This is a genomic window from Mesorhizobium sp. M2A.F.Ca.ET.043.05.1.1 (assembly GCF_003952445.1).
Taxonomy (GTDB): Bacteria; Pseudomonadota; Alphaproteobacteria; order Rhizobiales; family Rhizobiaceae; genus Mesorhizobium.
The window spans coordinates 3,006,285-3,031,438 of sequence record NZ_CP034446.1 but is presented as its reverse complement, the minus strand read 5'-3'; the positions used below and the strand labels follow the sequence as shown (position 1 = coordinate 3,031,438).

Genomic DNA, 25,154 nt, shown 5'->3' with positions numbered 1-25,154 from the left:
AGCCATGCTGTTCTGGGTCATAGCCGCAATCCTCACGCTGGGCGCCAGCCTGGCGGTGCTATTGCCGCTCACAGGCGGCATGAAGGGTGCATCGGCGCCTGGCGATCATGACCTCGAAGTCTATCGCGACCAGCTTTCCGAGCTGGATCGCGACGTGGCGCGCGGCCTGATACAGCCGGGCGAGGCCGAGGAGGCGCGCGCCGAGATCGGCCGCCGCATCCTGCGTCTCGGCGCGGCCGAGCGGCCGGCCTCCGCCAGTGCCTCTTCCTCCCGCGGCATCAGGTTTGTCGCCAGCCTGGCCGTGCTTGCCGTGCCGCTGCTGAGCTGGGGGCTGTACGGCATGCTCGGCTCGCCCGATCTGCCTTCGCAGCCTCTGGCCGAACGTCTCGCCAAGAATCCCGCCGATTCCTCGGTCGACGAGCTGGTCGCACGCGCGGAAGCGCATCTTGCCGCCAATCCGTCGGACGGCAAGGGCTGGGACGTGCTGGCGCCGATCTATCTTCGCCTGCAGCGCTTTCCCGACGCGATAACCGCCTACCGCAACGCCATTCGCCTCGACGGCGACAGCGCGGTGCGCCAGGCTGGTCTCGGCGAGGCGATCGCGAGCGCTGCCGGCGGCATCGTTTCGGCCGATGCGCAAAACGCCTTCCAGGCGGCTCTCAAGCTCGATCCGGCCAATGCCAAGGCGAATTTCTACCTGGCCGTAGGCCTTGCCCAGGAAGGCAGGAAGGACGAGGCTGTCGCCGCCTGGCAAAAGATGCTCGGCCAGCTTCCGCCGGATTCGCCTTGGCGCAGCGCCGTCCAGCAGGCGCTTGCCGAGGCTGGCCAGCCAGCGGTCGCGGCGAGCGGGCCGGATGCCCAGCAGATGGAAGCCGCGCAGCAGATGTCGCCGCAGGACCGGCAGGCGATGATCGAAACCATGGTCGCGGGCCTCGACGACAAATTGAAGCAGAATCCCCGTGACGAGGAAGGATGGATGCGCCTCATTCGTTCCTATGCCGTGCTCGGCAAGCCCGATCAGGCGCGCGAGGCGCTCGGCCGCGCTGTCGCCGCCTTTGGGGCCGACAGCGAGCAAGCCAAGAAGTTCACCGCCTTCGCCGCCTCCCTCGGCGTGACGGCGACGGAGTAAGAGATGACGCGCAAGCAGAAGCGATTGTCGGTGATCGTGGCGGGGTTGGCCTTCCTCGCCGCGGCCGCCGGCCTCACCTTCTACGCGCTCGGCCAGAAGGCCTCCTATTTCTACATGCCGGCAGAGCTGGCAACGGCAAGCGTGCCGCCCGGACAGCGCATCCGCCTTGGCGGCCTCGTCGAGAACGGCACCGTCGTGCGCGGCAGCGGCGCAACCGTCGCCTTCTCGATTGCCGACACGCAGAAATCGGTGAAGGTGACCTATACCGGCATCCTGCCCGATCTCTTCCGCGAGGGGCAGGGCGTCATAGCCGAAGGCGCTTTCGGTCCGGACGGGGTTTTCGTCGCCGACAGCGTCTTGGCCAAGCATGACGAGCGCTATATGCCGAAGGAAGTCGCCGACGGCCTGAAGGCCAAGGGCGTCTGGGTGGAAAGCAAGAGCCAATAATGGTTGAGACCGGACATTTCGCCCTCGTGCTCGCCTTCGCGCTGTCGCTGGTGCAGATGCTGGTGCCGCTGGTCGGCGCCCGCACCGGCAATCAGCGGCTGATGGCGGTCGGCGGCCCGGTCACCGTCACCGGCTTCGCGCTGACGGCGCTGTCCTTCACGGCCCTTGCGAGCGCCTATGCCGGCTCGGACTTCTCTGTGGCCAACGTCTGGGAGAATTCCCATTCGCTGCAGCCGATGATCTACAAGATCACCGGCACCTGGGGAAACCACGAAGGCTCGATGCTTCTGTGGGTGCTGATCCTGACCTTCTTCGGCGCGCTCGTCGCCGTCTTCGGCGACAATCTGCCGGCCACGCTCAAGGCCAATGTGCTTGCCGTGCAAGGCATGATCGGCGCGGCCTTCTTCCTGTTCATCCTGACCACGTCCAACCCGTTCATCCGCCTCAATCCGGCGCCGGTCGAGGGGCGCGACCTCAATCCGGTCCTGCAGGACCTCGGCCTCGCCATCCACCCGCCGCTTCTCTATCTCGGCTATGTCGGTTTCTCGGTCTGCTTTTCCTTCTCGGTCGCGGCGCTGATCGAGGGCCGCATCGACGCCTCCTGGGCGCGCTGGGTACGGCCGTGGACGCTGGTCGCCTGGATGTTCCTCACCGGCGGCATCGCCATGGGTTCCTACTGGGCCTATTACGAGCTCGGCTGGGGCGGTTTCTGGTTCTGGGATCCGGTCGAGAACGCCTCCTTCATGCCCTGGCTCGCCGGCACGGCGCTGCTCCATTCGGCCATCGTCATGGAGAAACGCTCGGCGCTGAAGATCTGGACGCTGCTGCTTGCCATCCTCACCTTCTCGCTGTCGCTGCTCGGCACTTTCCTGGTGCGTTCGGGCGTGCTGACCTCCGTGCACGCCTTCGCCACCGACCCGGCGCGCGGCGTCTTCATCCTGTGCATCCTGACGCTGTTCATCGGTGGCTCGCTGGCGCTGTTTGCGCTGCGCGCCTCCAGCCTGACGGCCGGCGGCCTGTTCCATCCGATCTCGCGCGAGGGCGCGCTGGTCCTCAACAACCTCTTTCTCACCACCGCCACCGCGACGGTGCTGGTCGGCACGCTCTACCCGCTGGCGCTTGAGGCGCTGACCGGCGGCAAGATCTCGGTCGGCGCGCCCTTCTTCGATCTGACTTTCGGCCCGCTGATGCTGCCATTGCTGGCGATCGTGCCGTTCGGCCCGTTGCTCGCCTGGAAGCGCGGTGATGTGATCGCCGCCTCGCAGCGGCTGATGGCGGCCTTTGCGCTCGCGATCGCCGCGATGCTGGTCACCGGCCTGTTCATCGACGGCGCCTCGGTTTTTGCAGCGCTTGGTGTCGGCCTCGCCGTCTGGCTCGTCGCCGGCGCGCTGACCGACCTTGCCGTCAAATCCGGCGCCGGCTCGGTGGCGCCGGCTGTCATGCTTCGCCGTTTCGCCGGCCTGCCGCGCTCGGTCTTCGGCACGGCGCTTGCCCATCTCGGCCTTGGGCTGACCTTGCTCGGCATCGTCGGCACGCTCTGCTTCGGCAGTGAAAAAATCCTCACCATGCGGCCCGGTGAGACGGTGGATCTCTCCGGCCACACGCTGCGCTTCGAAGGGCTTTTTCCCCAGAAGGGTCCGAACTTCACCGAGGATCGCGCCCGCTTCCTGCTGATCGGCGCGGACGGAAATGCCAATGGCGAGATATCTTCGGCAAAACGCTTCTTTCAGGCCCGGCAGATGGCAACGACCGAGTCCGGCATCAGCACGCTCGGCTTGAGCCAGCTTTATCTGTCGCTCGGTGACGAGGGCAATGACGGCTCCGTCGTCGTGCGCCTCTGGTGGAAACCGCTGGTGACGCTGATCTGGGGCGGCGCCCTGGTGATGATGGCGGGCGCGGCCATGTCGCTGGCCGACCGCCGCCTGCGTGTCGGCGCGCCCGCGAGGCGCCGCAAGCCGGCCGCCGCGTTGACGAGCCCGACATGAAAGCGAGGTTTTCACTCGCCTCGCTGGTTCTGCTCCTGGCGCTGTTCTTGGCCGGCGCAGCCCAGGCGGTGAAGCCTGACGAAGTGCTGCAGGACCCGGCTTTGGAGGCGAGGGCGCGTGCGCTGTCGGAAGGTCTGCGCTGCATGGTCTGCCAGAACCAGTCGATCGACGAATCCGACGCCGATCTGGCCCGCGACTTGCGCATCCTCGTGCGCCAGCGCCTCGTCGCCGGCGACACCGACCAGCAGGTGATGGATTATATCGTCTCGCGCTATGGCGAGTTCGTGCTCTTGAAGCCGCGCTTCACCCTGCGCAACGCGCTTTTGTGGGGCACGCCGGTGCTTCTGCTTCTGGCCGGCGGCCTGTTCATCGTGCTCAGCGCCCGCTCGCGCCGCCCGGCATCGTCGGCGCTTTCGGCCGAGGAAAAGGCGGCGCTGGACAAGATGCTGCGCGACTAGTTCCATCATTGACGTCGACAATTGGCGGTAGCCGTTCGCGGGTCGTCATTCTATGGCGGAGCAAGGAGCGAAGCGACGCGCGCAGACCATAGAATCCATTCCGTTCCGACGACGCGCTGCCAACGGTGCAGAATTCTGCTCCGCTGCGTCCTCGACGAACGTCACGGCATGGATTCTATGGTCTGCGCGCGTCGCTTCGCTCCTTGCTTCGCCCTGGAATGACGACGTCGCGGAGGTATCAGCTAATCTCCAAAGGGCGGCTACACCTCGCGTGTCCGTTCGGCTTCCACGGCTTCGATCACCGCGTCGATTTCCACCAATCCCCAACATTACAAAACTTTCATGTACCGGAAATGGCGCCGTAATGTGCGGCTCCCTAATTCTCTTGCCCGAGGATGCTTCGCCTGAGCGCATCCGCGTCGATAGAGGATAAGAAACCCCATGAATAATGCCCCCAATTCATATTCCCGCACCCGAAAGCGCCTGATGGCCGCCGTCGCTTCCCTGGCCATTGTCGGCACGGTTGGCGCGGGTATGCTCGCAACCGGCACCGCCCCCGTGCTGGCCGATGCCGTGCGCGTCGAGGCCCCGCAGATGCCGAGCTTCGCCGATGTCGTCGAGCATGTCTCGCCGGCGGTTGTCAGCGTCAAGGTCAAGGCCAAGATCCAGCCGACCGCCGATGACGGCTCGGACGATCAGGGCGGTTTCGACAACCTGCCCGACAACCCGCAGCTGCGCCGCTTCTTCAAGGAGTTCCGCGGCTTCGGCGACCAGGGGCAGGGCGGCCAGTTCGGCATGCGCCGCTTCGGCCATCGCGACCACGGCAATGGCGAGCCACGCCCGGTTGCCCAGGGCTCGGGCTTCTTCATCTCGGAGGACGGCTATCTCGTCACCAACAACCATGTCGTGTCGGAAGGCTCGGATTTCACCGTCGTCACCAATGACGGCAAGGAACTCGATGCCAAGCTGATCGGCACCGATCCGCGTACCGACCTCGCGGTGCTCAAGGTCGATTCCGGCGGCAACAAGTTCACCTATGTCGACTTCGCCGACGATTCCAAGGTCCGCATCGGCGACTGGGTGGTTGCCGTCGGCAATCCGTTCGGCCTTGGCGGCACCGTCACCGCCGGCATCGTCTCGGCCCGTGGCCGCGACATCGGCGCTGGCCCCTATGACGACTTCATCCAGATCGATGCGTCGGTCAACCGCGGCAATTCGGGTGGCCCGACCTTCAACCTCAACGGCCAGGTTATCGGCATCAACACCGCCATCTTCTCGCCGTCGGGCGGCAGCGTCGGCATCGCCTTCGACATCCCGGCCTCCACCGCCAAGCAGGTCGTCCAGGACCTGATGAAGAGCGGCTCGGTCCAGCGCGGCTGGCTCGGCGTCGAGATCCAGCCGGTCACCTCCGACATCGCCGAATCGCTCGGCCTGAAGTCGGACAAGGGCGCCTTGGTCTCGAGCGCCCAGGATGCCGGTCCGGGCAAGAAGGCGGGCATCACCGCCGGCGACGTCATCACCCAGGTCGACGGTAAGGACGTCGCTTCGCCGAAGGAGCTCGCCCGCATGATCGGTGCCTATTCGCCGGGCAAGTCGGTCGACGTCACCATCTGGCGCGACGGCAAGTCCGAGACGGTCAAGGTCGATCTCGGCACGCTGCCCGCGAGCGACAAGCAGGCCTCGAACGACGACAACAGCAAGCAGTCGGCGCCTGCCGCCAAGCCCGACACGCTTGCCGATCTCGGCCTGACCGTCACCAAGGCGGAAAAGGGCAAGGGCCTCGTGGTCACCGATGTCGATCCCGACAGCGACGCGGCCGACCGCGGCATCCAGCCGGGCGACGTCATCACCTCGATCAATTCGAACGAGGTGAACACCACCGACGACGTCTCCAAGGCCATGACCGATGCCGCCAAGGCCGGCCGCAAGGCCGTGCTGATGCAGATCACCCGCGACGACTCGAACCGCTTCGTCGCGCTGCCGGTCGGCAAGGGCTGATATTAACTTTCAGCTTCCCCATGGCGGTATCAACACCCCCGAGCCGCCGTGGGGAAACATGGGGCCGAGCACGTAAGTCAGTCACCGTGTTTCGCTCCTGGCGGCAGCGGGTTTCCCATCACCCGCTGCCGCTTTATCGCATGTCGCCCAAAAGTGGGCACCGGTTTTGGGAAGAAGACATGCGACTAATGAAGGCAAAGCAGGACGCAATGACTGCCCCTCAAACCTCCATGAAATCGCGTATAACGGCTCCATGAAGATTCTCGTCATGGAAGACGATCGCGAGGCGGCGGACTACTTGCAGAAAGCCTTCGCCGAGGCGGGCCATACCGCCCATGTCGCCGGCGACGGCGAGACCGGCTTCGCGCTGGCCGATGCCGGCGACTATGACGTGATGGTGGTCGACCGCCTGATGCCGCGCCGCGACGGCCTGTCGGTGATCGCCGCGCTTCGCTCGCGCGGCAATACGACGCCGGTTCTGATCCTGTCGGCGCTGGGCGAGGTCGATGACCGCGTCACCGGCTTGCGCGCCGGCGGCGACGATTATCTCACCAAGCCCTACGCCTTTTCCGAATTGCTGGCCCGCGTCGAGGTGCTGAACCGCCGTGCCGGCGCGCGCGAATCCGAGACCGTCTACCGTGTCGGCGACCTCGAGCTCGACCGGCTGTCGCATTCGGTCAAGCGGGCGGGGCGCGAGATCACGCTGCAGCCGCGCGAGTTCCGCCTGCTCGAATATCTGATGCGCCATGCCGGCCAGGTGGTGACCCGCACGATGCTTCTGGAAAATGTCTGGGACTATCATTTCGATCCGCAGACCAACGTCATCGACGTCCATGTCTCGCGCCTGCGCGGCAAGATCGAAAAAGGCTTCGATAAGCCGATCCTGCACACGATCCGCGGCGCCGGCTACATGCTGAAGGGCGGTTAAGGAGCAAAATGGCTCTTTCCCTGCCGGCCATCATGAAGACGACGGCGGCCCGGCTCTCGGCGCTCTATCTTCTGCTTTTCGCGCTTTGCGCGGTGCTGCTCGTCTTCTATATGACGTCGCTGTCGGCGCGCATGCTGACCGCGCAGACGCAGGAGACCATCAACGAGGAGGTGCTGGGCCTCGCCCGTGCCTATCAGCGCGGCGGCCTGCCCGTGCTGGTGCGCGTCGTCGAAAACCGCTCGCGCCAGCCCGGCGCCAACCTCTATCTCATCGCCGACGCCAACGGCCAGATCCTGACCGGCAACGTGCAGAGCCTGGAACCCGGCGTCATCGAGACCGAGGGCTGGACGACCGAGCCCTTCTCCTACCAGCGCTTCGGCGAAGGCGAGCTCGACCGGTTGCGCAGTGGAGCTACCGACCAGCCCGCGCCCCAGGCCGGCGACAACAGCACTCCCCAGTCGACAGGCGAAAAGGGCCACAACGCCATCGCCTTGGTGCTGCGACTGCCAAACCAGATGATCATGCTGGTCGGCCGCGACCTCGGCGAGCCCGAGCGCTTCCGCGCCGTCATCAGCCGGGCGCTGACGCTGGCGCTCGGCATGATGGGCCTGGGCGGGCTCCTGATCTGGTTCTTTGTCGGGCGCGCCGCGCTGAAACGCATCGACAGCGTGTCCGATGCCAGCCGCCGCATCATGGGCGGCGACCTCAGCGGACGGCTGCCGGTCACCGGCGCCGGCGACGAATTCGACCGCCTGTCGGAAAACCTCAATGCGATGCTGGCCAGGATCGCCATGCTGAATGAGGGGCTGAAGCAGGTCTCCGACAACATCGCCCATGATCTGAAGACGCCGCTGACCAGGCTGCGCAACCGCGCCGAGGCGACGCTTGCCGGCAGGCACAAGACGGAAGACTACCGCCAGGCGCTGGAAGGCACGATCGCGGAGTCCGACCAGCTCATCAAGACGTTCAACGCCATCCTGATGATCTCGCGGCTGGAGGCCGGCTATTCCTCGGAACAGACCGGTCCGGTCGATCTCGCCGCCACGGTGAGCGACGTCGTCGAGCTCTACGAGCCGGTGGCGGAGGAAGCGGGCGTCACGCTGGAGGCGACCGTGCCCGAGGCCTTCACGATCAACGGCAACCGCGAGCTGATCGGTCAGGCGCTGTCCAACATCGTCGACAACGCCATCAAATACTCGACCGACGCCGCCGAGACGCCGAAAGTGCGTGTGGCGCTGGAGCGCGCCGGAAGCGAAATCAAGCTTACCGTCACCGACAATGGCCACGGCATTCCCGACGACGCTGATCGTGCCCGCGCCACCGAGCGTTTCGTGCGCCTGGAAAAGAGCCGCTCGCAGCCGGGCTCGGGCCTCGGCCTCAGCCTCGCCAAGGCCATCATGACTTTCCACAACGGCAGGCTTGATCTTTTGCCCGCCAATCCCGGATTGTCCGTGGTGATGAGTTTTCCATTGCGGGAGACGCATTGATGGTTCGGATGAATGGCGAAGAAGAAAATCGAATCCGAGTTCCGGCTTAGCCCGACATTGACGCTCCAGCCCCTGGACGCGGAGCATGCCCGGCGCGAATTGTCGGAAATCGCCGACACCGCCGAGGAGGAGGGGCTTTCCCGCCTCGCCGCGTTGCTGGCGGGCGAGGGGCCGCTGCAGGACCTGATGGCGACCGTGTTCGATCTCTCGCCCTTCCTGCGGGATGTCGCGCGCCGCCGGCCGGCAATTCTCGACACGCTGTTCGACGAGACGATCGAAGCTCGGCTCGGCGCCATCGGCGAGGCGATCGGCGGCGCGGCCAGGGCGGACGACGCCTCGGAATCGACCCTGATGATGGCGCTGCGGCAATGGAAGACGGAAGCGCATTTACTGATCGCGCTGGCGGATCTTTCCGGCGAGGCGGAAACCTCCGTGACGGTGCGCCGCCTCAGCGATCTCGCGGACGCCTGTACAAACGCCGCCGTCGATTTCCTGCTGCTCGACGCGCACCGGCAAGGCAAGCTCAAGCTGCCGAAGCCGGCGGTGCCAGCCAAGGATTCAGGCTGGATCCTGCTCGGCATGGGCAAGCTCGGCGCGCAGGAGCTGAATTTTTCCTCCGATATCGACCTTGTCGTCTTCTTCGATCCGGAAGCGCCGGCCGTCATCGACCCGCTCGACGCGACTGAGCTGTTCTCCAGGCTCACCCGGCGGCTCGTGCGCATCCTCCAGGACCGCACCGAGCACGGCTATGTCTTCCGCACCGATCTCAGGCTCCGCCCCGATCCCGGCTCGACGCCGCTGGCGATCCCGGTCGAGGCAGCGCTTCGCTATTATGAGGCGCGCGGCCAGAACTGGGAACGCGCCGCCATGATCAAGGCGCGCCCAGTCGCCGGCGACCTCGCCGCCGGCGCCGCCTTCCTCAAGGAATTGCAGCCCTATGTCTGGCGCAAATACATGGACTATGCGGCCATCGCCGACGTCCATTCGATCAAGCGCCAGATCCATGCCCATAAGGGTCATGGCGAGATCGCGGTGAAGGGCCATAATGTGAAGCTCGGCCGCGGCGGCATCCGCGAGATCGAGTTCTTCGTCCAGACCCAGCAGCTCATCGCCGGCGGCCGCTTCCCTGAGCTGCGCGGCCGCGAGACGGTGCCGATGCTGGGCGCGCTCGCCGCGCGCGGCTGGATCACCGCCGATGCGCGCGATGCGCTCACCCGGCAATACTGGTTCCTGCGCCGTGTCGAGCACGCCATCCAGATGGTGGCGGACGAGCAGACGCACATCTTGCCCGACAGCGACGAGGGGCTGGAACGCATTGCGCTGATGCTGGGCTTTGCCGGCGAGGCCGAATTCACCCAGGCATTCCGCGCCTCGTTACAGCAGGTCGAGCGCCACTACGCGGCACTGTTCGAAACCGCGCCCGAACTGTCGGCCGGTATCGGCAACCTGGTCTTCACCGGCGATGTCGACGATCCCGACACACTGCAGACCTTGCATCGGCTGGGTTTCCAGCGGCCGAGCGACATCTGCCGGGTCATCCGCGGCTGGCATTTCGGCCGCTACCGCGTCACCCAGTCGGCCGAAGCGCGCGAGCGGCTGACCGAACTGACGCCGGCGTTGCTCAAGGCTTTCGGCCAGACGCGACGCGCCGACGAGGCGCTGATCCGCTTCGACGAGTTCCTTGCCGGCCTGCCGGCGGGCATCCAGCTCTTCTCGCTGCTGCAATCCAATCCGGCGCTGCTCAAGCTGATGGCGACGATCATGGGGGCGGCCCCGCGGCTGGCGGCCATCATCACGCGCCGCCCGCATGTTTTTGACGGGCTGCTCGACCCGGCGCTGCTCACCGAATTGCCGGATCGCGCCTATCTTTCGGCCCGCCTTGCCGCCTTCATCGAGGGCGACCGCGCCTATGAGGACGTGCTCGATCGCCTGCGCATCTTCGCTTCCGAGCAGAAATTTCTGATCGGCGTGCGCCTGCTTGCCGGCTCGATCGATCCTGCGCGGGCGGGGCGTGCCTTTTCCGATCTCGCCGACCTCACCATCGAGGCGGCGCTTCAAGCGGTGATCGCCGAATTCGCGCAGCGCCATGGCAGCATCGCCGGGGGCAGGGTGGCGCTGCTCGGCATGGGCAAGCTCGGCAGCCGCGAGCTCACCGCCGGCTCCGATGTCGATCTCATCCTGCTGTATGACCATGACGCGGATGCCGAAGAGTCCGACGGCGACAAGCCGCTGGCGCCGTCGCACTACTATACCCGCATGACGCAGCGCCTGATCGCCGCCGTCTCGGCGCCGACCGCCGAAGGCGTGCTCTATGAACTGGACCTTCGCCTGCGCCCCTCCGGCAACAAGGGGCCGGTCGCCACCCATATCGACGCGTTCAAGAAATATCAGCGCCAGGATGCCTGGACCTGGGAGCACATGGCGCTGGCGCGGGCGCGCGCCATCGGCGGCGATGCCGAACTCTGTGCCGAGCTCGAGGAAGAGGTGGCGGCGGTTCTGGCGCAGCCGCGCGACGCCGCCAAGGTGAAAGCCGAAGCCTCGGAGATGCGCGCGCTGATCGAAAAGGAAAAGCCGCCGCGCGACCTCTGGGACATCAAGCTGATCCCCGGCGGACTGATCGATCTCGAATTCATCGCCCAGGTCGCGACCATCACCGGCAATGTCGAGCCCGGCCGCCGGGTGACGGCGACAGTCGACATTCTGGCGCGGCTTGCCCCCGATTTCGCGGGCGCCGATGTCCGTGAAGAGCTAGGCGAGGCCTACCGGCTCTATCTGGCGCTGACCCAGATGATCAGGCTTTGCCTCACCGGCGAGTTCCAGCGCGACGACGTCCCGCCGGGCCTCTCGGACCTGCTCCTGGCGGTCACCGACCTGCCGGATTTCGCTGTGCTGGAAGCGCATCTCAAGGAGATGTCGAGGAAGGTCAGGAAGGACTTCGACCGTCTGCTTCGTGCGGGAGCATCGCTATCACCCGCATCGTCGCCATGAGATTCCTCGGGGTGGCACATTAGCCACAGTTAATATTAATCGGCGATCCGGCCTTGCGCCATTGGCAGAGGTGTCCCGTAATGGGGCAACGGGTCTGGCACCGCAATTGCACTGTCAGCAATGCCGGGGTCAATCATCACCCCGACGAAGGGGGGCCTCGCCGCTTCGCAAATGGAGCGGCGGGTTCTTTCAACGGCTGACTTGAAAGCCCCCCAAATCGCCAAAACCTGGGGCGCTGGGCAACTATGGATCTTCAGAAATTCTTGGTGGGCATGTTTGCGGCGTCATTCATGGTGGCGATCTGGGCTGACATGGAAACTGGTTCCGTCTGGACGGCGCTCGGATGGGCAATGCTGGCCATGGTCATTCTGCAGGTCGGATATTTCGGTCTCGTCGTCGCCTTGGTCTATAGACAGGCATCGAAAGGCGCCGAGGCAAGCCCGCCGTCGGCAGCCGTAAACGATCTAAACCCTACTGGCTCAGTTTAGCGGCCCGACAGTTCGTTGGGGTGGGTTCGACCAACCGCCGGGCCTAACCGGCGCGGGGGCAAGCCGGCTGAGCCAATCGTAATATTAGCAATTCTGCATTAAAACCCGGAGCGGACGTTTTCCCCCGTTTTGGGCAGCACAGCGGGCGCTGGTCCGCCGGTGAACCGCTCTATCTCTTTGTTTTTACGCAATTCCGGACGGAAAACCGTTCACACTTTTCCTGGAATTGCTCTAGCCTAAGCCGCGACCTTCACAGCGGTCGGCGCCTTCTTCAGCGGAATGCGCACCGACACGATGGTGCCGACGCCTTCGGTCGAGCGGATCTTCAGCGCTCCGCCCTGCAGCTCGGCCAGCGAGCGCGAGATGGCGAGGCCAAGGCCTGAGCCGGTGTGGTTCTTGGAGAACTGGTTCTGCACCTGCTCGAACGGCCGCCCGAGCTTGCTCAGCGCATGCTTGGGGATGCCGCAGCCATTGTCCTCGATGGTGAGCAGCAGGGCGCCCGACGTGTTGCGTGCCCGGACCGTGATCTTGCCGCCCTGGCCGGTGAACTTCACTGCATTGGAGAGCAGGTTGATGGCGATCTGCTTGATCGCGCGGCGGTCGGCGTAGACCCGCATCGCATCGGCGATGCGCGTCTCGACATTGATCGACTTTTCCGCCGCCTGCAGCGAGATCACCCGCACCGTCTCCTTGATCAGCGGGCAGAGGTCGATCTCCTCGCGGTCGAGCGAGAACTGGCCGGCCTCGATCTTCGACATGTCGAGGATATCGTTGATGACGCCGAGCAGGTATTTGCCGCTGCCGTTGATGTCGGTCGCGTATTCCTCGTAGCGCTCGGAGCCAAGCGGCCCGAACAGGCCCTGCTGCATCAGCTCGGAGAAGCCGATGATGGCGTTGAGCGGCGTGCGCAGCTCATGCGACATGTTGGCGAGGAACTCCGATTTGGCGCGATTGGCCGCCTCGGCGCGCTCGGTCTCCTTCATATATTTGCGGTTGAGCTCGACCAACTCGCTGGAACGTTCCTCCTCGGCGCGGCGGGCGAGGCTGAGATCGTGGATCGTCGCCATCAGCCGGCGCTCGCTGTCGACCAGCTTCTCCTGATGCAGCTTGATCTGGGTGATGTCGGAGCCGACCGAGACGATGCCGCCGTCGCGGGTCCTAAGCTCGTTGACCTGCAGCCAGCGGCCATCGGCAAGCTGGCGCTCCAGGGTGACGCCGCCATGCGGCCCGTTGGCGTTGGCGAGCCTGCGCTCCGAGGCGAAGGCCAGCATCCGCTCCTCGAGCGCATCGCGACCGACGCCCGGCACGACGTCGCGGTCCGAGAGCCCATTGTCCTTCTGGAACTTCGAGTTGCACATGATCAGCCGCTCGGAGGCATCCCACAGCACGAAGGATTCGTTGATGTTCTCGATCGCGGTCCTCAGCCGCATGTCGGCCGCTTCCGAACGCAGCGCCAGATGCCGCTGCTCGGTGACGTCGACGGCGATGCCGATCAACTGGATCTCCGGCGCCTCCGGGTCGATCACCTGCGCGCGGGCCCGCATCCACACCCATTGGCCGTCGGCGTGGCGCATGCGGAAGACCTGGTCGATATGATCGATCTCGCGTTCGACGATGCGGTTGGCGAGCTCGAACAGGTCGCCGTCGTCCGGGTGGATAATCTCGTCGACCTCGCCGAAGGAGAGCATCGTATCGCAGGGTTCATAGCCCAGCATGTCATACATCGAGCGCGACCAGTACATCTTGCCGCGCACCATGTCCCAGTCCCACAGCCCGCAGCGGCCGCGCACCAGCGCCATGTCGATGCGCTGGTGCGCCTCGAGATAGATGCGGTCCGCCGCCTGGGCGCGCGCCGCCTGGCCGAAATAGGCGTAGAGGATGACGATCAGCACGCCCGCCGTCAGCACGAACAGCGTGACGTTGAGCGACATCGACTTGCGCCAGCTGTCGAACACCGCTTCCTGCGGCACCAGAACGGCGGTCGCGTGCCTGCGATCCCCGGTGAGGCTGACGGCGGCGAACCAGTCCTGTCCGGCGATCGAGACATCCATCACGCCGGCGCGGTCGCCGAACATGAACAGCGGCTGGCCGCCAAGGACCAGACTGTCCAGCGTGCGGCCCTGCCAGCCGGTCGACAGCGGCGAGACGGCGATGACCTTGAAGGCGCCGTCGGTGATGGCCAGCACATGGGCGCGGCTCATGGCGCCCTGGCGGCTGGTGCTTTCCAGCAGGCTGATGGCGTTGGCGCCCGCGGCGTTGGGGTCGGCGGTGATGGCCTGCGCCATCTGGCCGGCGGCTAAAGCCAGTACCGCCTTGGCGTCGCGCTCGATCTCGTCATGCTCGTTCATCAGCGACAGGAAGCGCAGCGCCGCGATAACGATGAGGAAAATAACAATCAGCGCCGGGATTGAACGGCGCAGAAACGGCTCGGCGGCCAAGAGCCGCTGATAGGTGGGTTCGGCGATCAGGCGCGTATTGCCGGCAAGTCCATCGCCCCTTGCCTTGCGACGCGCAAAAGCCTTCCCTCCGGGCGCGCCCCACGCGTCCGCCTTGGCCATAAATGGCACTCCCCGATCTGCCGTATACTGGATGATCCGGATACGCCGCACGCCCGAATCGCCATTAAAGAATCAAACGTGATTCGCCTTGTCCAGAGGAGCGCGCGAAAAAGATTAAAAGTTGATTGAAATTGCGCCTTTTTCCCTTCTCCCCTTGTGGGATAAGGTGGATCGGCGCGTTAGCGCCGAGACGGATGAGGGGTGTTCCAGCGGAATGAGACGCTGGTGGCATCTGGAGCACCCCTCATCCGTCGCCTTCGGCGACACCTTCTCCCGCAAGGGGAGAAGGGGGAGTCGGCGCTACGCCAGCGTCCGCTCTACAATATCCCGCAGATCCGCCGACAGGTTCTCTACCTTCGCCATATCGAGCAGCGCCTGCTTGGCCTTGGCCTGGCGTCCGGGCTCCAGCGAGCGCCAGGAGCGCAGCGCCGTCGCCAGCCGCGCCGCCACTTGCGGGTTGCGCTTCTCGACCTCCAGCACCGTCTCGGCGAACAGGCGATAGCCTTCGCCGTCGGGGCGGTGGAAGCCGGTCTGGTTGGCGCTGGAGAAGGTGCCAATCAGCGAACGCACCCGGTTCGGATTGGCGATCGAGAAGGCAGGGTGCTGCATCAGCGCGCGTACCTTGTCGACGGTCCGTGCGCCGGGCACGCCGGCCTGGATCTGGAACCATTTGTCGAGCACCAGCGCGTCGCCGCGATAGCGGGCCTCGAAGGCCGCCAGCGCCTGTTCGGCCTCGGCTGTGCCCGAATGACGATGCGCCAGCACGGCCAGTGCCGCGGCACGGTCGGTCATGTTGGTGGCGGTATTGAAGTGCCGCGCGGCGAGGGCGCCGCCGCCCGGCAGCAGCGAAAGATAATCGAGCAGGATGTTGCGGAGCGCCCTGCGTCCTGCGCTCGCCGCGTCCGGGCTGAACGGACCCTTGTCGGCGAGGCTGTCATAGAGAGCAGAGAAGGCATCGCGATTTGTCTCGGCGATGATGCGCGCCAGCGCCTCGCGCGCGGCGAAGATGGCGTCGGGGTTGATGCCCCTGCCGATGTCGCGGGCAATGTCGGATTCGCCGGGCAGCGCCAGCGCCAGTGCCCGGTAAGCCGGCTCCAGCGCCTCGTCGCCGGCGATCCTGCCGGCAAGCTCAGCCAGCCGTCCTGCGAAGGCCGGGTCCTTGCCGCCGAGGATCTGGCGGAAGGCGGCGATCAGCGCGTCGGTCAAAAGCGTGTTGAATGCCTGCCAGCGCGAGAAGGGGTCGCTGTCATGCGCCGCCAGGAAGAACTGGTCATCGGCCTTCTGCTGCACCGACAGCGTGATCGGCGCCGAGAAGCCGCGGTTGAGCGACACCGAGGGCCGCTCCGAAACGCCGGAAAAGCGCACCGTGTGCCGGCGCTTGCGGATATGGATGACGCCGTCATCCACTGTCGCACCCTCGACGGCGTCCCAGGCGACAGGCTTGCCGTCGGCGCCGACAAGTCCGAAGGCCAGGGGGATATGCATCAGCCGCTTGCGGCTCTCCGACGGCGTCGGCGGCACCGACTGCTCGATCTCCAGCGTGAACTCCCTGGCCGTCGCATTGTGCGTGGAGCTCACCGTCAGGTTTGGCGTGCCGGCCTGATGGTACCAGAGCGCGAATTGCGCGAGATCCCGTCCCGATACCTCCTCAAAGACTTTGAGAAAATCCTCGATCGTCGCGGCCTGCCCGTCATGCCGCTCGAAATAGAGGTCCATGCCGGCGCGGAAGAGCTCGGCGCCGAGGATGGTGCGGATCATGCGCACCACCTCCGAACCCTTCTCGTAGACGGTCGCCGTGTAGAAATTGTTGATCTCGCGATAGCGGCGCGGCCTCACCGGATGGGCTAGCGGCCCCTGGTCTTCCGGGAATTGGTGCGCGCGCAATGTGCGCACCTCGGCGATGCGCTTCACCGCCCGCGAGCGCTGGTCGGCCGAGAATTCGTGGTCGCGGTAAACCGTCAGCCCTTCCTTCAGGCAGAGCTGGAACCAGTCGCGGCAAGTGATTCTGTTGCCTGTCCAATTGTGGAAATATTCATGCGCGATGATCGCCTCGATATTGGCGAAGTCGGCATCCGTCGCGGTCTCCTCGTCGGCCAGCACATATTTGTCGTTGAAGACGTTGAGGCCCTTATTCTCCATCGCCCCCATGTTGAAGTCGGACACGGCGACGATGTTGAAGACGTCGAGGTCGTATTCGCGGCCGAAGGCGTCCTCGTCCCATTTCATCGAGCGCTTCAGCGCGTCCATCGCATAGCCGGCAAGCCGCTCCTTGCCGGGCTCGACGTAGATGCCGAGCTCGACCTCCCGGCCGGACATCGTGGTGAAGCTGCCCGCCACCTTGCCGAGCGCTCCAGCCACAAGCGCGAAAAGGTAGGACGGTTTGGGGAAGGGGTCGTGCCAGACCGCATAATGTCGCCCATTGGCGAGCGCGCCGCGTTCGACGGGATTGCCGTTGGAAAGCAGCAGCGGAGCCTCGTTATGCGGGGCTTCGACGCGCACCGTGTAGACGGACAGGATATCGGGCCGGTCGAGGAAATAGGTGATGCGGCGAAAGCCCTCGGCCTCGCATTGCGTGCAATAGACATTGTTGGAGCGATAGAGGCCCATCAGCGCTTCGTTGCGTGAAGGCGCGATCTCGGTCTCCAGACGAAGCTCGAAACGCTGTGTCGCCGGCAGCTTCAGGATCGTCAGCCGGTCCGGCGTCGCCTCGTAGTCGCCGGCAGCGAGCGCCTGCCCGTCGATGGCTACGCCAAGCAGCGTCAGCCCGTCGCCGTCGAGCACCAGCGGCGCAGTTGCCGCGACGCCCTCCCGCCGCTCGATGGTGAGCAGCGCGGTGACATGGGTCGCGTCCGGCGACAGGCGGAAGTCGAGGCTGGTCCTCGGGATGAGATAGTCGCTGGGGCGATAGTCTTCGAGCTTGAAGACATGGCCGGTATCGGTGCGCATTCCTTGGGCTTTTCCTGTCGATGTCTTGCGGGGGCCAGCTCGGCTGGTCCAGGAATTTTGAGGTGCGCGCTCTTTACACGAAACCGTCACGCGACAAAACCGCAGGATATCACGTGTTTTCGCAATTTCCGGCTACGCACTTTTCCTGGAATTGCTCTTAGGCTATTTGGCGGCTTCGTTTTCCGACCATCCTGACGAGGCAAGATGACCGTCGATCATGCCGTCGGCCACAGCACGCTGCGCGGCATCACACTGAAGATCGTCTCGGTGACGGTCTTCGTCGGCATGCAGACCTGCATCAAGGCGGCCGGCGACGTGCCTGCCGGGCAGATCGTCTTCTTCCGTTCCTTCTTCGCCATCTTCCCGATCATCGCCTTCCTGGCCTTCAAGGGCGAGCTCGCCACCGCCTTCACGACCAGGCGGCCGTTCAACCACATCGCGCGCGGCCTTGTCGGCGTCGGCGCCATGGGGCTCGGCTTCTTCGCGCTGACCAGGCTGCCGCTGCCTGAGGCGATCACGCTGAACTATGCCCAGCCGCTGCTGGTCGTTGTGTTTTCCTCGATCTTTCTCGGCGAGACGATCCGCGTCTATCGCTGGAGCGCGGTCGTCGTCGGTCTTGCCGGCGTGCTGGTCATCTCCTGGCCCGAACTGACGTTGCTCAATTCCGATCAGGGTCTCGACGACCAGGAGGTGCTTGGCGTCATGGCCGCGCTGATCGCCGCCGCGATTTCGGCCGTCGCCATGCTCCTGGTGCGCAATCTCGTCCAGACGGAGAAGACAGCGACCATCGTTCTATGGTTCTCCTCGACGGCTTCGGTGCTGTCGCTCCTCACGCTGCCATTCGGCTGGCAGGCGCTGACGCCGCTGCAGGCGGCGCTGCTTGTTTTCGCCGGCTTCTGTGGCGGCCTCGGCCAGATCCTGATGACGGCGGCCTACCGCCACGCCGAGGCCTCGGTCGTGGCGCCGTTCGAATACACCTCGATGATCCTAGGCGTCGTCGTCGGCTATCTCGTCTTCGGCGACGTGACCTCGCTCAACACGCTGATCGGCGGCGTCATCGTGGTCGCCGCCGGCATCTTCATCATCTGGCGCGAGCGGCAGCTCGGCCTGGAGCGCACGCGCACCAGGACGGCCGCGCCGCCGCAGGGGTGATCGAGATCGCCGGCATCTCGACAAAGGTCACGGATGTTTCTCAGTCCATGGGGAATTGAAAATGAATGACAAAGAGCGCCCTTACGTCCTTCACACCAACCGCGAACTGGAGATGATGCTTGCCCGAGCCAAACCGATGGCTGTGTTTGCTCACGAGAAAGTGGATGGCTTTGAAAAATCCGACGCACTGGCCAATCAGGACTTCGCGCCACACGTCGCCGCCGGGACTCTTTCAGAGCATGTGAGGACCAGAACGATCTCCCTGCCAAGCGGTACTGCGGTGGACATCGACTACTGGTTCTACACGCTCAAGGGCGAGGAATGGCGGGTCGAAGCATATTGGCTGCTTATCGATTTCCTCCACCACAGGGGTTGGTGCCCGCAATTCGAATGGCTGCAGGGAAAGCTGCTTGGGTACACCGATCAGGAGAATACCCATCATCTTTTGCGGACCTATCCGGCAGACCTGTGGGTTGCCGAGATTTGCAAGTCGCAGGATGCCGGATCGGCCGAAGCTTAGCTGCTCGTCGCTTTGGCCCGCTCTTTCGCCAGCCGCACCAGCACCGCGCGTGTCTGCTCATCAGCCGGGAAGAAGGATTCGATCGCCAGTTCCGACAGGGTGACATCGAGCGGCGTGCCGAACACGGTGATGGTGCTGATGAAGGAGAGCACCTGATCGCCATGCGCGAGCCTGAGCGGATGCACGATGCCGCTTGGCTCGACCGGAGCCGGCCGGCTGCTCTTCAGGCCGGACGGATAGGCGCGGAGCTCGCGCTCCAGCTCGATCAGCACAGGATCGCCTGTGGCGTCGTTCTGGTGCTTCAGCCGTTCGAGCAGATGCGCGCGCCACTCCGCCAGATTAACGATGCGCGGCGCCACGCCGCCTGGATGGAGGCTGAGCCTCAGCACATTGACCGGCGGCGCAAGCAGCGACTGTTCGGAAATATCGGCGAGGAACGGGGCGATCGCGGTGTTTGCCGAAACCAGGTTCCAGTGCCGGTCCACCGCCAGCGCAGGAAAGGGCTCGTGGCCCTTGAGCACGGTCTCGACCGCGGCCATCGCCGGCGCCAGCGTTGCGTCGGTGAGTGGCCTCTCGCTGAAGCTCGGCGCGAAACCCGCCGCGAGCAGCAGCTGGTTGCGTTGACGCAGCGGGATCGACAGTTGCTCGGCCAGATGCAGCACCATCTCGCGCGACGGCTGGGCGCGGCCGCTCTCGACGAAGGAGAGATGCCGCTGCGATATATCGGCTTCCATCGCGAGATCGAGCTGGCTCATGCGCCGTCGGGTGCGCCACTCGCGGATGAGGCTGCCTGCGGAGATGTCGGATGTGGTCATGGACGGATGAGTAGGGCGGCGGGCGGCGCAATTCAATTACCTGGGAGGTTATAGCTCCCCCTTCTCCCCTTGTGGGAGAAGGTGGATCGGCGCGAAGCGCCGCGACGGATGAGGGGTGTTCCAGCGGAGTGAGACGCTGGCATTCCCTGGAACACCCCTCATCCGTCTCGGCGCTGGCGCGCCGATCCACCTTCTCCCACAAGGAGGGTTTTGCATGGGAGCCGATATTTAGCGCACGAGGCAGATGGGCGTTTTTTGAAAGGCGCTCTGGCCGCTTTGGCGGGTTGTTTTGCCTCGCTCTTGAGGCCTCAGGCCGCCTTGGCAGTGGATTTTGGGCGGACTGCGCCTCATGCCGGCTTCCTCTTTGGGAAGAGGACTGCGGCCGCTCTTTGCAGATTGTAGCCGCAGCCGGCAAGCATGCACTGCGTCCGGTTGGTCGCAAGGTTGAAGAAGCGCAGTCGCCGCATGCCGTAGCGCTGTTTGAACACTGCAAACGGCCGCTCCACTGCCGCCCGCACCTTCGAGATGAGCCGGTTGCGCTGCTTCTGACGCGGTGTCAGCGGATGGTGCTTGTTGGCTCTGTGCATCAGCCGGTCCTTGATGCCGGCCTGCTTCAGCCGGGCATGGCGGGCATGGGTGTAGTAGGCTTGGTCGCCATAGGCCGCCTTCTCGTCCCCGATGATCAGGCCGTCGGCCGGCTCGGTATCGGTGACCGATGCATCCGTAAAGTCCATGCGCCGGATCAGCGTATGAGCATCGTCGACGCCGTTGTGCACCTTATAGCCGAACACGGTCTTGTTGCCCTTGCGTCCCCAACGTGCCTCGCCATCGGCCGATGGCCGCGCCGTCGCCTCCTCACCCTTCTTCGGCTTCGCCGGCGGGCGCGCGGCGGCCTGCATGAAGGAGGCATCGATCAACGTGCCGCGCTTGACGATCAGCCCCTTCTGCTCAAGCTGCCGCGTGATCTCATAAAACACCCGGTCGATCAGCCCATCGCACTTCAGCTCCTCGCGGAAACGCCACAACGTCGAATGGTCCGGCGTGGGGTCCGACAGGCTGAAACCGGCAAAGCGGCGGAACGACAGCCGGTCGCGCAGTTGTGCCTCCAGCGAAGGATCGCTGAGATTGTTCCACACGCCAAGCAGCAGACAGCGCAGCAAGGCCTCGGCCGGATAGCTAATGTTGCCCCGTCCTGGTCCGCTGCGCTGACCAAGAAGCGCCTTGATCGGCACCCAGTCGATCACTCGCGCGATCTGGTCAAGCTCCGTCACGTCCGACCACACCAGCCCATCCGCAAGGCTCAGTTGTCCAAGCACGCGATCGACCATCCGAATCATCTCCCCTTCATGCCGGACCTACGGAATCACCAACTCAGTTCCGTGCAAAGCCCTCACAATGGGAGAAGGGGAAGCCGCCAGCGCCCGCAACTTCGCCTTAACCTCGAGAAAATCCCGCCAGGCCAGCTTCTTGTGAGCCGGCGTCCGCAAGAGGTAGGCCGGGTGCAGCGTCGGCATCGCCGGAATGGCTATGCCCGATGCGGTCGTGTGCACCCGCCAGTTGCCGCGCAGGCGCAGGATGCCTTCGGCCGTGTTGAGCAGCGTCTTGGCCGATGGCCCGCCGAGATTGACCAGCACTTTCGGATTGACCAGCTCGATCTGCCTTTCGATGAAGGGCCTGCAGATTTCGGTCTCATGCGGCGTCGGCGTACGATTGCCCGGCGGCCGCCAGGGAATGACGTTGGCGATATAGGCGGAACCACGGTCAAGGCCAATCGCGGCCAGCATGCGGTCGAGCAGCCGGCCGGATCGGCCGACGAAGGGCAGGCCCTCCAAATCCTCGTCGCGGCCCGGCGCCTCGCCGACCAGCATCAGGTCGGCGTTCGGATTGCCGTCGGCGAAGACCAGGTTCTTGGCGGTGAATTTGAGATTGCAGCCGTCGAAGCCGGCCATGTACTGGCGCAGTTCATCGAGCGTCGTCGCGCGGGCGGCAAGCTGCCGCGCGAGCAGGACCTGCCCCTCGTCGGGAACGGCCGCGGCTGCGGGCGGCCGGGCTGGCGCGTCCGGAATATTGCTGGCATCGAGGCCGGAGAAAGGCGCTGGCGGGTTCTCAACGCGTTCGGGAGCCTGCTCGGGTACCGTTCGGCTCTCGGGCACGGCTTCGCGGCGTGGCGCGGTCGGCGCGCGCTCGGCAGGCCTGCGTTCGGCCGGCCCGCGTCCAACTGGCGCTGCCGCCGCTTCGGCGAACCGGTTGATCGGCGTGTCTTCGAGCGCGTCGTCGACGCCGGCGCTGGCATAGAAGGCGAGCAGTTCGGCGATCTCGGCTGGTGTTCTGGGGGAGGCGGCAGTCATGGCGCCACCATTGTCCGCGCGGTTCGAATTTGCAACCTCGGCGACTGCAATCTCCCCACTTGAGGGGGAGATGGCCGGCAGGCCAGAGGGGGTCGGTTCGACTGGGCTCGACGCATTGGACGCCGGCGCTTCACGCGCGGCGACCCCCTCTGTCGCCTTTGGCGACATCTCCCCCTCGAGGGGGGAGATTATCCGGTCGGAATCCTAGGATCCTGCACGATGTAGAACGTCCAGCGCGGCGTGTAGTCGGTGATCAGGAAATCGAAAGTTGCTGACTTCAGCGGATCGACCTTGCCGTTTTTGAACAGCAGCTGGTCATAGGGTTCGAACTTACGCTCGAAATCGGCGAAATTGCTGGAGATGATGTTGTCGGGCGTCTTGTTGCGCTGGTCGAAGGACAGGCCATCGCCGAACACGCTCGGCTGGTCGAGGATTTCCTGCAGCTCGAACTGGAACTCCACCCAGGGGAGCGCGCTGTTGTTGAGCACGTCGATGCGCATATACATCACGCCGTTGGCGACCTCGCCGGCCTTGCCGAAGGGCTCGATCGGCTTGGTCGCGCGGATGGTCAGGGTCACCGGCGTCGCCGTATTCAGTTCCTCCTTAATGACCAGCGGATCTTCCTTGGTGCCGATGCCGGACACGCCGGTAATACGAAAGCCGCCCAGCTCGTCGGAGAAGGAATAGGCGCCGGTGGTCCAGACCTTCACCGGATCGCCTTCAGCTGGCAGGCTCAAAAAGAGGAGCGGAAGAACCGCCCGCCAGGCCAGGCCTGGCGTGAAGAGTAAGCGCTTCGATGGAAAGCCGGAGGGCTCTGGACTGCGCATGGCGCGAAGTATTGCCGATAACCAAGCCGCCGAACAATTAAAAACATGCAGGCGCCGCCTGGCCTGCCAACATGCCAGGTCTGGCCTATGCTTGGCCATGGCCTGTGCTGCTGCCTTTTCGTAGGAAACCGCGACTTTTTGTCGAAATCGGCGTTGTCACGTCAGCGCCGGTTTCGCGTCGCGAATTGATGCGCTATGCAGCGCGTGAGCCAGCACAATGCGAGAATGCGGCAAGCTATAGAGGGGTCGATGAGCGATATCGAACGCGAAAGCATGGAATTCGACGTGGTGATCGTCGGCGCCGGTCCCGCCGGCCTTGCCGCGGCGATCCGCCTGAAGCAGCTCAACCCGGAACTCTCCGTCGTCGTGCTGGAGAAGGGCGGCGAGGTCGGCGCGCACATCCTGTCCGGCGCGGTCGTCGATCCGATCGGCATCGACCGGCTGCTGCCCGGCTGGCGCGAGGAAGGCGATCATCCCTTCAAGACGCCGGTAACGGCGGACCATTTCCTGGTGCTCGGCCCGGCCGGCTCCTTCCGTCTGCCCAATTTCCTGATGCCGCCGCTGATGAACAATCACGGCAATTACATCGTCTCGCTCGGCAATGTCTGCCGCTGGCTGGCGACCAAGGCCGAGGCGCTGGGCGTGGAGATCTATCCGGGCTTCGCCGCGGCCAGCCTCGTCTTTAACGAGGCCGGCGCCGTCACCGGCGTCATCACTGGCGACATGGGCATCGAGAAGGATGGCACGCATGGCCCGGCTTACGCGCCGGGCATGGCGCTGATGGGCAAATATGTGCTGATCGGCGAGGGCGCGCGGGGGTCCTTGGCCAAGCAATTGATCGCGAAGTACCAGCTTGCCGACGGCCGCGATCCAAGCAAGTTCGGCATCGGCCTCAAGGAGCTTTGGCAGGTCAAGCCCGAGAACCACAAACCGGGTCTGGTGCAGCATTCCTTCGGCTGGCCGCTCGACATGAAGACCGGCGGCGGTTCCTTCCTCTACCATCTCGAGGACAACCAGGTGGCGGTCGGCTTCGTCGTCCACCTGAACTACAAGAACCCCTATCTCTCGCCCTTCGAGGAGTTCCAGCGCTTCAAGACGCATCCGGCGATCGCCGGCACCTTCGAAGGCGCCAAGCGCATCGGCTATGGCGCGCGCGCCATCACCGAGGGCGGCTGGCAGTCCGTGCCGAAGCTGTCCTTCCCGGGCGGCGTGCTGATGGGTTGTGCGGCTGGTTTCGTCAACGTGCCGCGCATCAAGGGTTCGCACAATGCGGTGCTGTCCGGCATGCTGGCGGCCGAGCATGTCGCCGACGCCATCGCCGGCGGCCGCGCCAATGACGAGCTTGCGTCCTATGAGGAGGCCTGGCGCGGCAGCGACATCGGCAAGGATCTGAAGAAGGTGCGCAACGTCAAGCCGCTCTGGTCGCGCTTCGGCACCATCGTCGGCGTCGGCATGGGCGGCCTCGATATGTGGCTGAACACGCTGTTCGGCTTCTCGCCCTTCGGCACGCTAAAACACGGCAAGGCCGACTATGCGACGCTCGAGCCGGCCTCCAAGCATCAGAAGATCGCCTATCCGAAGCCGGACGGCGTCTTGACCTTCGACCGGCTCTCCTCGGTGTTCCTATCGAACACCAACCATGAGGAAAACGAGCCGGTGCACCTGATCGTCGGCGACATGGCGCTGCAGCAGCGTTCCGAGCACGACGTCTTCGCCGGTCCCTCGACCCGCTACTGCCCGGCCGGCGTCTATGAATGGGTGGACAAGGACGGCAACGCCGCCGCCGATCCGTCGGCCAAGGACGTGCGCTTCGTCATCAACGCGCAGAACTGCGTGCACTGCAAGACCTGCGACATCAAGGACCCGAACCAGAACATCAACTGGGTGCCCCCGCAAGGCGGCGAAGGCCCGGTCTACCAGGGCATGTGAGCCGCTCCGACCGGGCCGTCTCGACCGCCGCTCCAACAAAGCCGGCGAAGGCCCGGTCTACCAGGGCATGTGAGCCGCTTCATCGACCGGCAACCGTTTGCGGTCCAGTCGGCGGGTTCCTTACGCTTGAAATTGCAAGCGGCTTATAGTT

At 64.9% G+C, this 25,154-nt stretch carries 18 protein-coding genes; 12 read left to right on the top strand and 6 right to left on the bottom strand.

Annotated features, from left to right (window positions below; translation table 11 throughout):
- Positions 1-4: 4 nt before the first annotated feature.
- From ccmI to EJ069_RS15060, 9 genes are all read left to right on the top strand, one after another.
- Positions 5-1,129, top strand: coding sequence for a c-type cytochrome biogenesis protein CcmI (gene ccmI, locus EJ069_RS15100; protein ID WP_126061963.1), 1,125 nt, complete (start codon positions 5-7; stop codon positions 1,127-1,129).
- Between the two features lie 3 nt (positions 1,130-1,132).
- On the top strand, positions 1,133-1,576 hold the full coding sequence (gene ccmE / locus EJ069_RS15095; protein WP_126061962.1) for a cytochrome c maturation protein CcmE: 444 nt from the start codon (positions 1,133-1,135) through the stop codon (positions 1,574-1,576).
- Entirely contained in the window at positions 1,576-3,561 is a 1,986-nt protein-coding gene (locus EJ069_RS15090; RefSeq protein WP_126061961.1) for a heme lyase CcmF/NrfE family subunit, read from the top strand. Before ccmE ends, EJ069_RS15090 begins: the two co-directional genes overlap by 1 nt.
- Positions 3,558-4,019, top strand: coding sequence for a cytochrome c-type biogenesis protein (locus EJ069_RS15085; protein WP_126061960.1), 462 nt, complete (start codon positions 3,558-3,560; stop codon positions 4,017-4,019). Before EJ069_RS15090 ends, EJ069_RS15085 begins: the two co-directional genes overlap by 4 nt.
- Before the next feature lie 441 nt (positions 4,020-4,460).
- Positions 4,461-6,017, top strand: coding sequence for a Do family serine endopeptidase (locus EJ069_RS15080; protein ID WP_126061959.1), 1,557 nt, complete (start codon positions 4,461-4,463; stop codon positions 6,015-6,017).
- Between the two features lie 253 nt (positions 6,018-6,270).
- Entirely contained in the window at positions 6,271-6,945 is a 675-nt protein-coding gene (locus EJ069_RS15075) for a response regulator transcription factor (protein WP_042642042.1), read from the top strand.
- Between the two features lie 8 nt (positions 6,946-6,953).
- Complete coding sequence (locus EJ069_RS15070) at positions 6,954-8,432, top strand: HAMP domain-containing sensor histidine kinase (RefSeq protein ID WP_126061958.1); 1,479 nt, start codon at positions 6,954-6,956, stop codon at positions 8,430-8,432.
- A gap of 12 nt (positions 8,433-8,444) precedes the next feature.
- Entirely contained in the window at positions 8,445-11,420 is a 2,976-nt protein-coding gene (locus EJ069_RS15065; protein ID WP_126061957.1) for a bifunctional [glutamine synthetase] adenylyltransferase/[glutamine synthetase]-adenylyl-L-tyrosine phosphorylase, read from the top strand.
- A gap of 245 nt (positions 11,421-11,665) precedes the next feature.
- Positions 11,666-11,908 carry a hypothetical protein gene (locus EJ069_RS15060; RefSeq protein WP_126061956.1) on the top strand — a complete coding sequence of 81 codons (243 nt, stop codon included), beginning with the start codon at positions 11,666-11,668 and terminating at the stop codon, positions 11,906-11,908.
- A 236-nt stretch (positions 11,909-12,144) separates the two neighbouring features.
- On the opposite strand, the gene EJ069_RS15055 is transcribed toward EJ069_RS15060, so the two are convergent.
- Both EJ069_RS15055 and pepN read right to left on the bottom strand, forming a co-directional pair.
- A complete protein-coding gene (locus tag EJ069_RS15055) occupies positions 12,145-14,466 on the bottom strand; it encodes a PAS domain-containing sensor histidine kinase (RefSeq protein ID WP_126061955.1) in 2,322 nt (773 codons plus the stop codon).
- 300 nt (positions 14,467-14,766) lie between these two features.
- Entirely contained in the window at positions 14,767-17,412 is a 2,646-nt protein-coding gene (gene pepN, locus EJ069_RS15050; protein WP_126061954.1) for an aminopeptidase N, read from the bottom strand.
- A 204-nt stretch (positions 17,413-17,616) separates the two neighbouring features.
- On the opposite strand from pepN, the gene EJ069_RS15045 reads away from it, so the two are divergent.
- Entirely contained in the window at positions 17,617-18,564 is a 948-nt protein-coding gene (locus tag EJ069_RS15045; RefSeq protein WP_126061953.1) for a DMT family transporter, read from the top strand.
- A gap of 61 nt (positions 18,565-18,625) precedes the next feature.
- The gene (locus EJ069_RS15040) at positions 18,626-19,084 is read left to right on the top strand and encodes a hypothetical protein (RefSeq protein WP_126061952.1); all 459 of its coding nucleotides are present in this window, start codon (positions 18,626-18,628) and stop codon (positions 19,082-19,084) included.
- On the opposite strand, the gene EJ069_RS15035 is transcribed toward EJ069_RS15040, so the two are convergent.
- The 4 genes from EJ069_RS15035 to EJ069_RS15020 all read right to left on the bottom strand — a co-directional run bounded on the left by EJ069_RS15035 (position 19,081) and on the right by EJ069_RS15020 (position 23,074).
- Complete coding sequence (locus tag EJ069_RS15035) at positions 19,081-19,899, bottom strand: helix-turn-helix transcriptional regulator (protein WP_126061951.1); 819 nt, start codon at positions 19,897-19,899, stop codon at positions 19,081-19,083. The genes EJ069_RS15040 and EJ069_RS15035 overlap by 4 nt on opposite strands.
- Before the next feature lie 347 nt (positions 19,900-20,246).
- Positions 20,247-21,227, bottom strand: coding sequence for an IS5 family transposase (locus EJ069_RS15030; RefSeq protein ID WP_189341472.1), 981 nt, complete (start codon positions 21,225-21,227; stop codon positions 20,247-20,249).
- A gap of 27 nt (positions 21,228-21,254) precedes the next feature.
- On the bottom strand, positions 21,255-22,247 hold the full coding sequence (locus tag EJ069_RS15025) for a uracil-DNA glycosylase (RefSeq protein WP_126061950.1): 993 nt from the start codon (positions 22,245-22,247) through the stop codon (positions 21,255-21,257).
- Positions 22,248-22,435: 188 nt separating this feature from the next.
- Complete coding sequence (locus tag EJ069_RS15020) at positions 22,436-23,074, bottom strand: hypothetical protein (RefSeq protein ID WP_126061949.1); 639 nt, start codon at positions 23,072-23,074, stop codon at positions 22,436-22,438.
- A 225-nt stretch (positions 23,075-23,299) separates the two neighbouring features.
- Between EJ069_RS15020 and EJ069_RS15015 the strand changes: the two genes are divergently transcribed.
- A complete protein-coding gene (locus tag EJ069_RS15015; RefSeq protein ID WP_281060071.1) occupies positions 23,300-25,003 on the top strand; it encodes an electron transfer flavoprotein-ubiquinone oxidoreductase in 1,704 nt (567 codons plus the stop codon).
- Positions 25,004-25,154: the final 151 nt, after the last annotated feature.

Coding starts and splice junctions, on each gene's coding strand:
- ccmI (WP_126061963.1), top strand. CDS start 5: ATGCTGTTCTGGGTCATAGCCGCAATCCTCACGCTGGGCGCCAGCCTG.
- ccmE (WP_126061962.1), top strand. CDS start 1,133: ATGACGCGCAAGCAGAAGCGATTGTCGGTGATCGTGGCGGGGTTGGCC.
- EJ069_RS15090 (WP_126061961.1), top strand. CDS start 1,576: ATGGTTGAGACCGGACATTTCGCCCTCGTGCTCGCCTTCGCGCTGTCG.
- EJ069_RS15085 (WP_126061960.1), top strand. CDS start 3,558: ATGAAAGCGAGGTTTTCACTCGCCTCGCTGGTTCTGCTCCTGGCGCTG.
- EJ069_RS15080 (WP_126061959.1), top strand. CDS start 4,461: ATGAATAATGCCCCCAATTCATATTCCCGCACCCGAAAGCGCCTGATG.
- EJ069_RS15075 (WP_042642042.1), top strand. CDS start 6,271: ATGAAGATTCTCGTCATGGAAGACGATCGCGAGGCGGCGGACTACTTG.
- EJ069_RS15070 (WP_126061958.1), top strand. CDS start 6,954: ATGGCTCTTTCCCTGCCGGCCATCATGAAGACGACGGCGGCCCGGCTC.
- EJ069_RS15065 (WP_126061957.1), top strand. CDS start 8,445: ATGGCGAAGAAGAAAATCGAATCCGAGTTCCGGCTTAGCCCGACATTG.
- EJ069_RS15060 (WP_126061956.1), top strand. CDS start 11,666: ATGGATCTTCAGAAATTCTTGGTGGGCATGTTTGCGGCGTCATTCATG.
- EJ069_RS15055 (WP_126061955.1), bottom strand. CDS start 14,466: ATGGCCAAGGCGGACGCGTGGGGCGCGCCCGGAGGGAAGGCTTTTGCG.
- pepN (WP_126061954.1), bottom strand. CDS start 17,412: ATGCGCACCGATACCGGCCATGTCTTCAAGCTCGAAGACTATCGCCCC.
- EJ069_RS15045 (WP_126061953.1), top strand. CDS start 17,617: ATGACCGTCGATCATGCCGTCGGCCACAGCACGCTGCGCGGCATCACA.
- EJ069_RS15040 (WP_126061952.1), top strand. CDS start 18,626: ATGAATGACAAAGAGCGCCCTTACGTCCTTCACACCAACCGCGAACTG.
- EJ069_RS15035 (WP_126061951.1), bottom strand. CDS start 19,899: ATGACCACATCCGACATCTCCGCAGGCAGCCTCATCCGCGAGTGGCGC.
- EJ069_RS15030 (WP_189341472.1), bottom strand. CDS start 21,227: ATGGTCGATCGCGTGCTTGGACAACTGAGCCTTGCGGATGGGCTGGTG.
- EJ069_RS15025 (WP_126061950.1), bottom strand. CDS start 22,247: ATGACTGCCGCCTCCCCCAGAACACCAGCCGAGATCGCCGAACTGCTC.
- EJ069_RS15020 (WP_126061949.1), bottom strand. CDS start 23,074: ATGCGCAGTCCAGAGCCCTCCGGCTTTCCATCGAAGCGCTTACTCTTC.
- EJ069_RS15015 (WP_281060071.1), top strand. CDS start 23,300: ATGCGGCAAGCTATAGAGGGGTCGATGAGCGATATCGAACGCGAAAGC.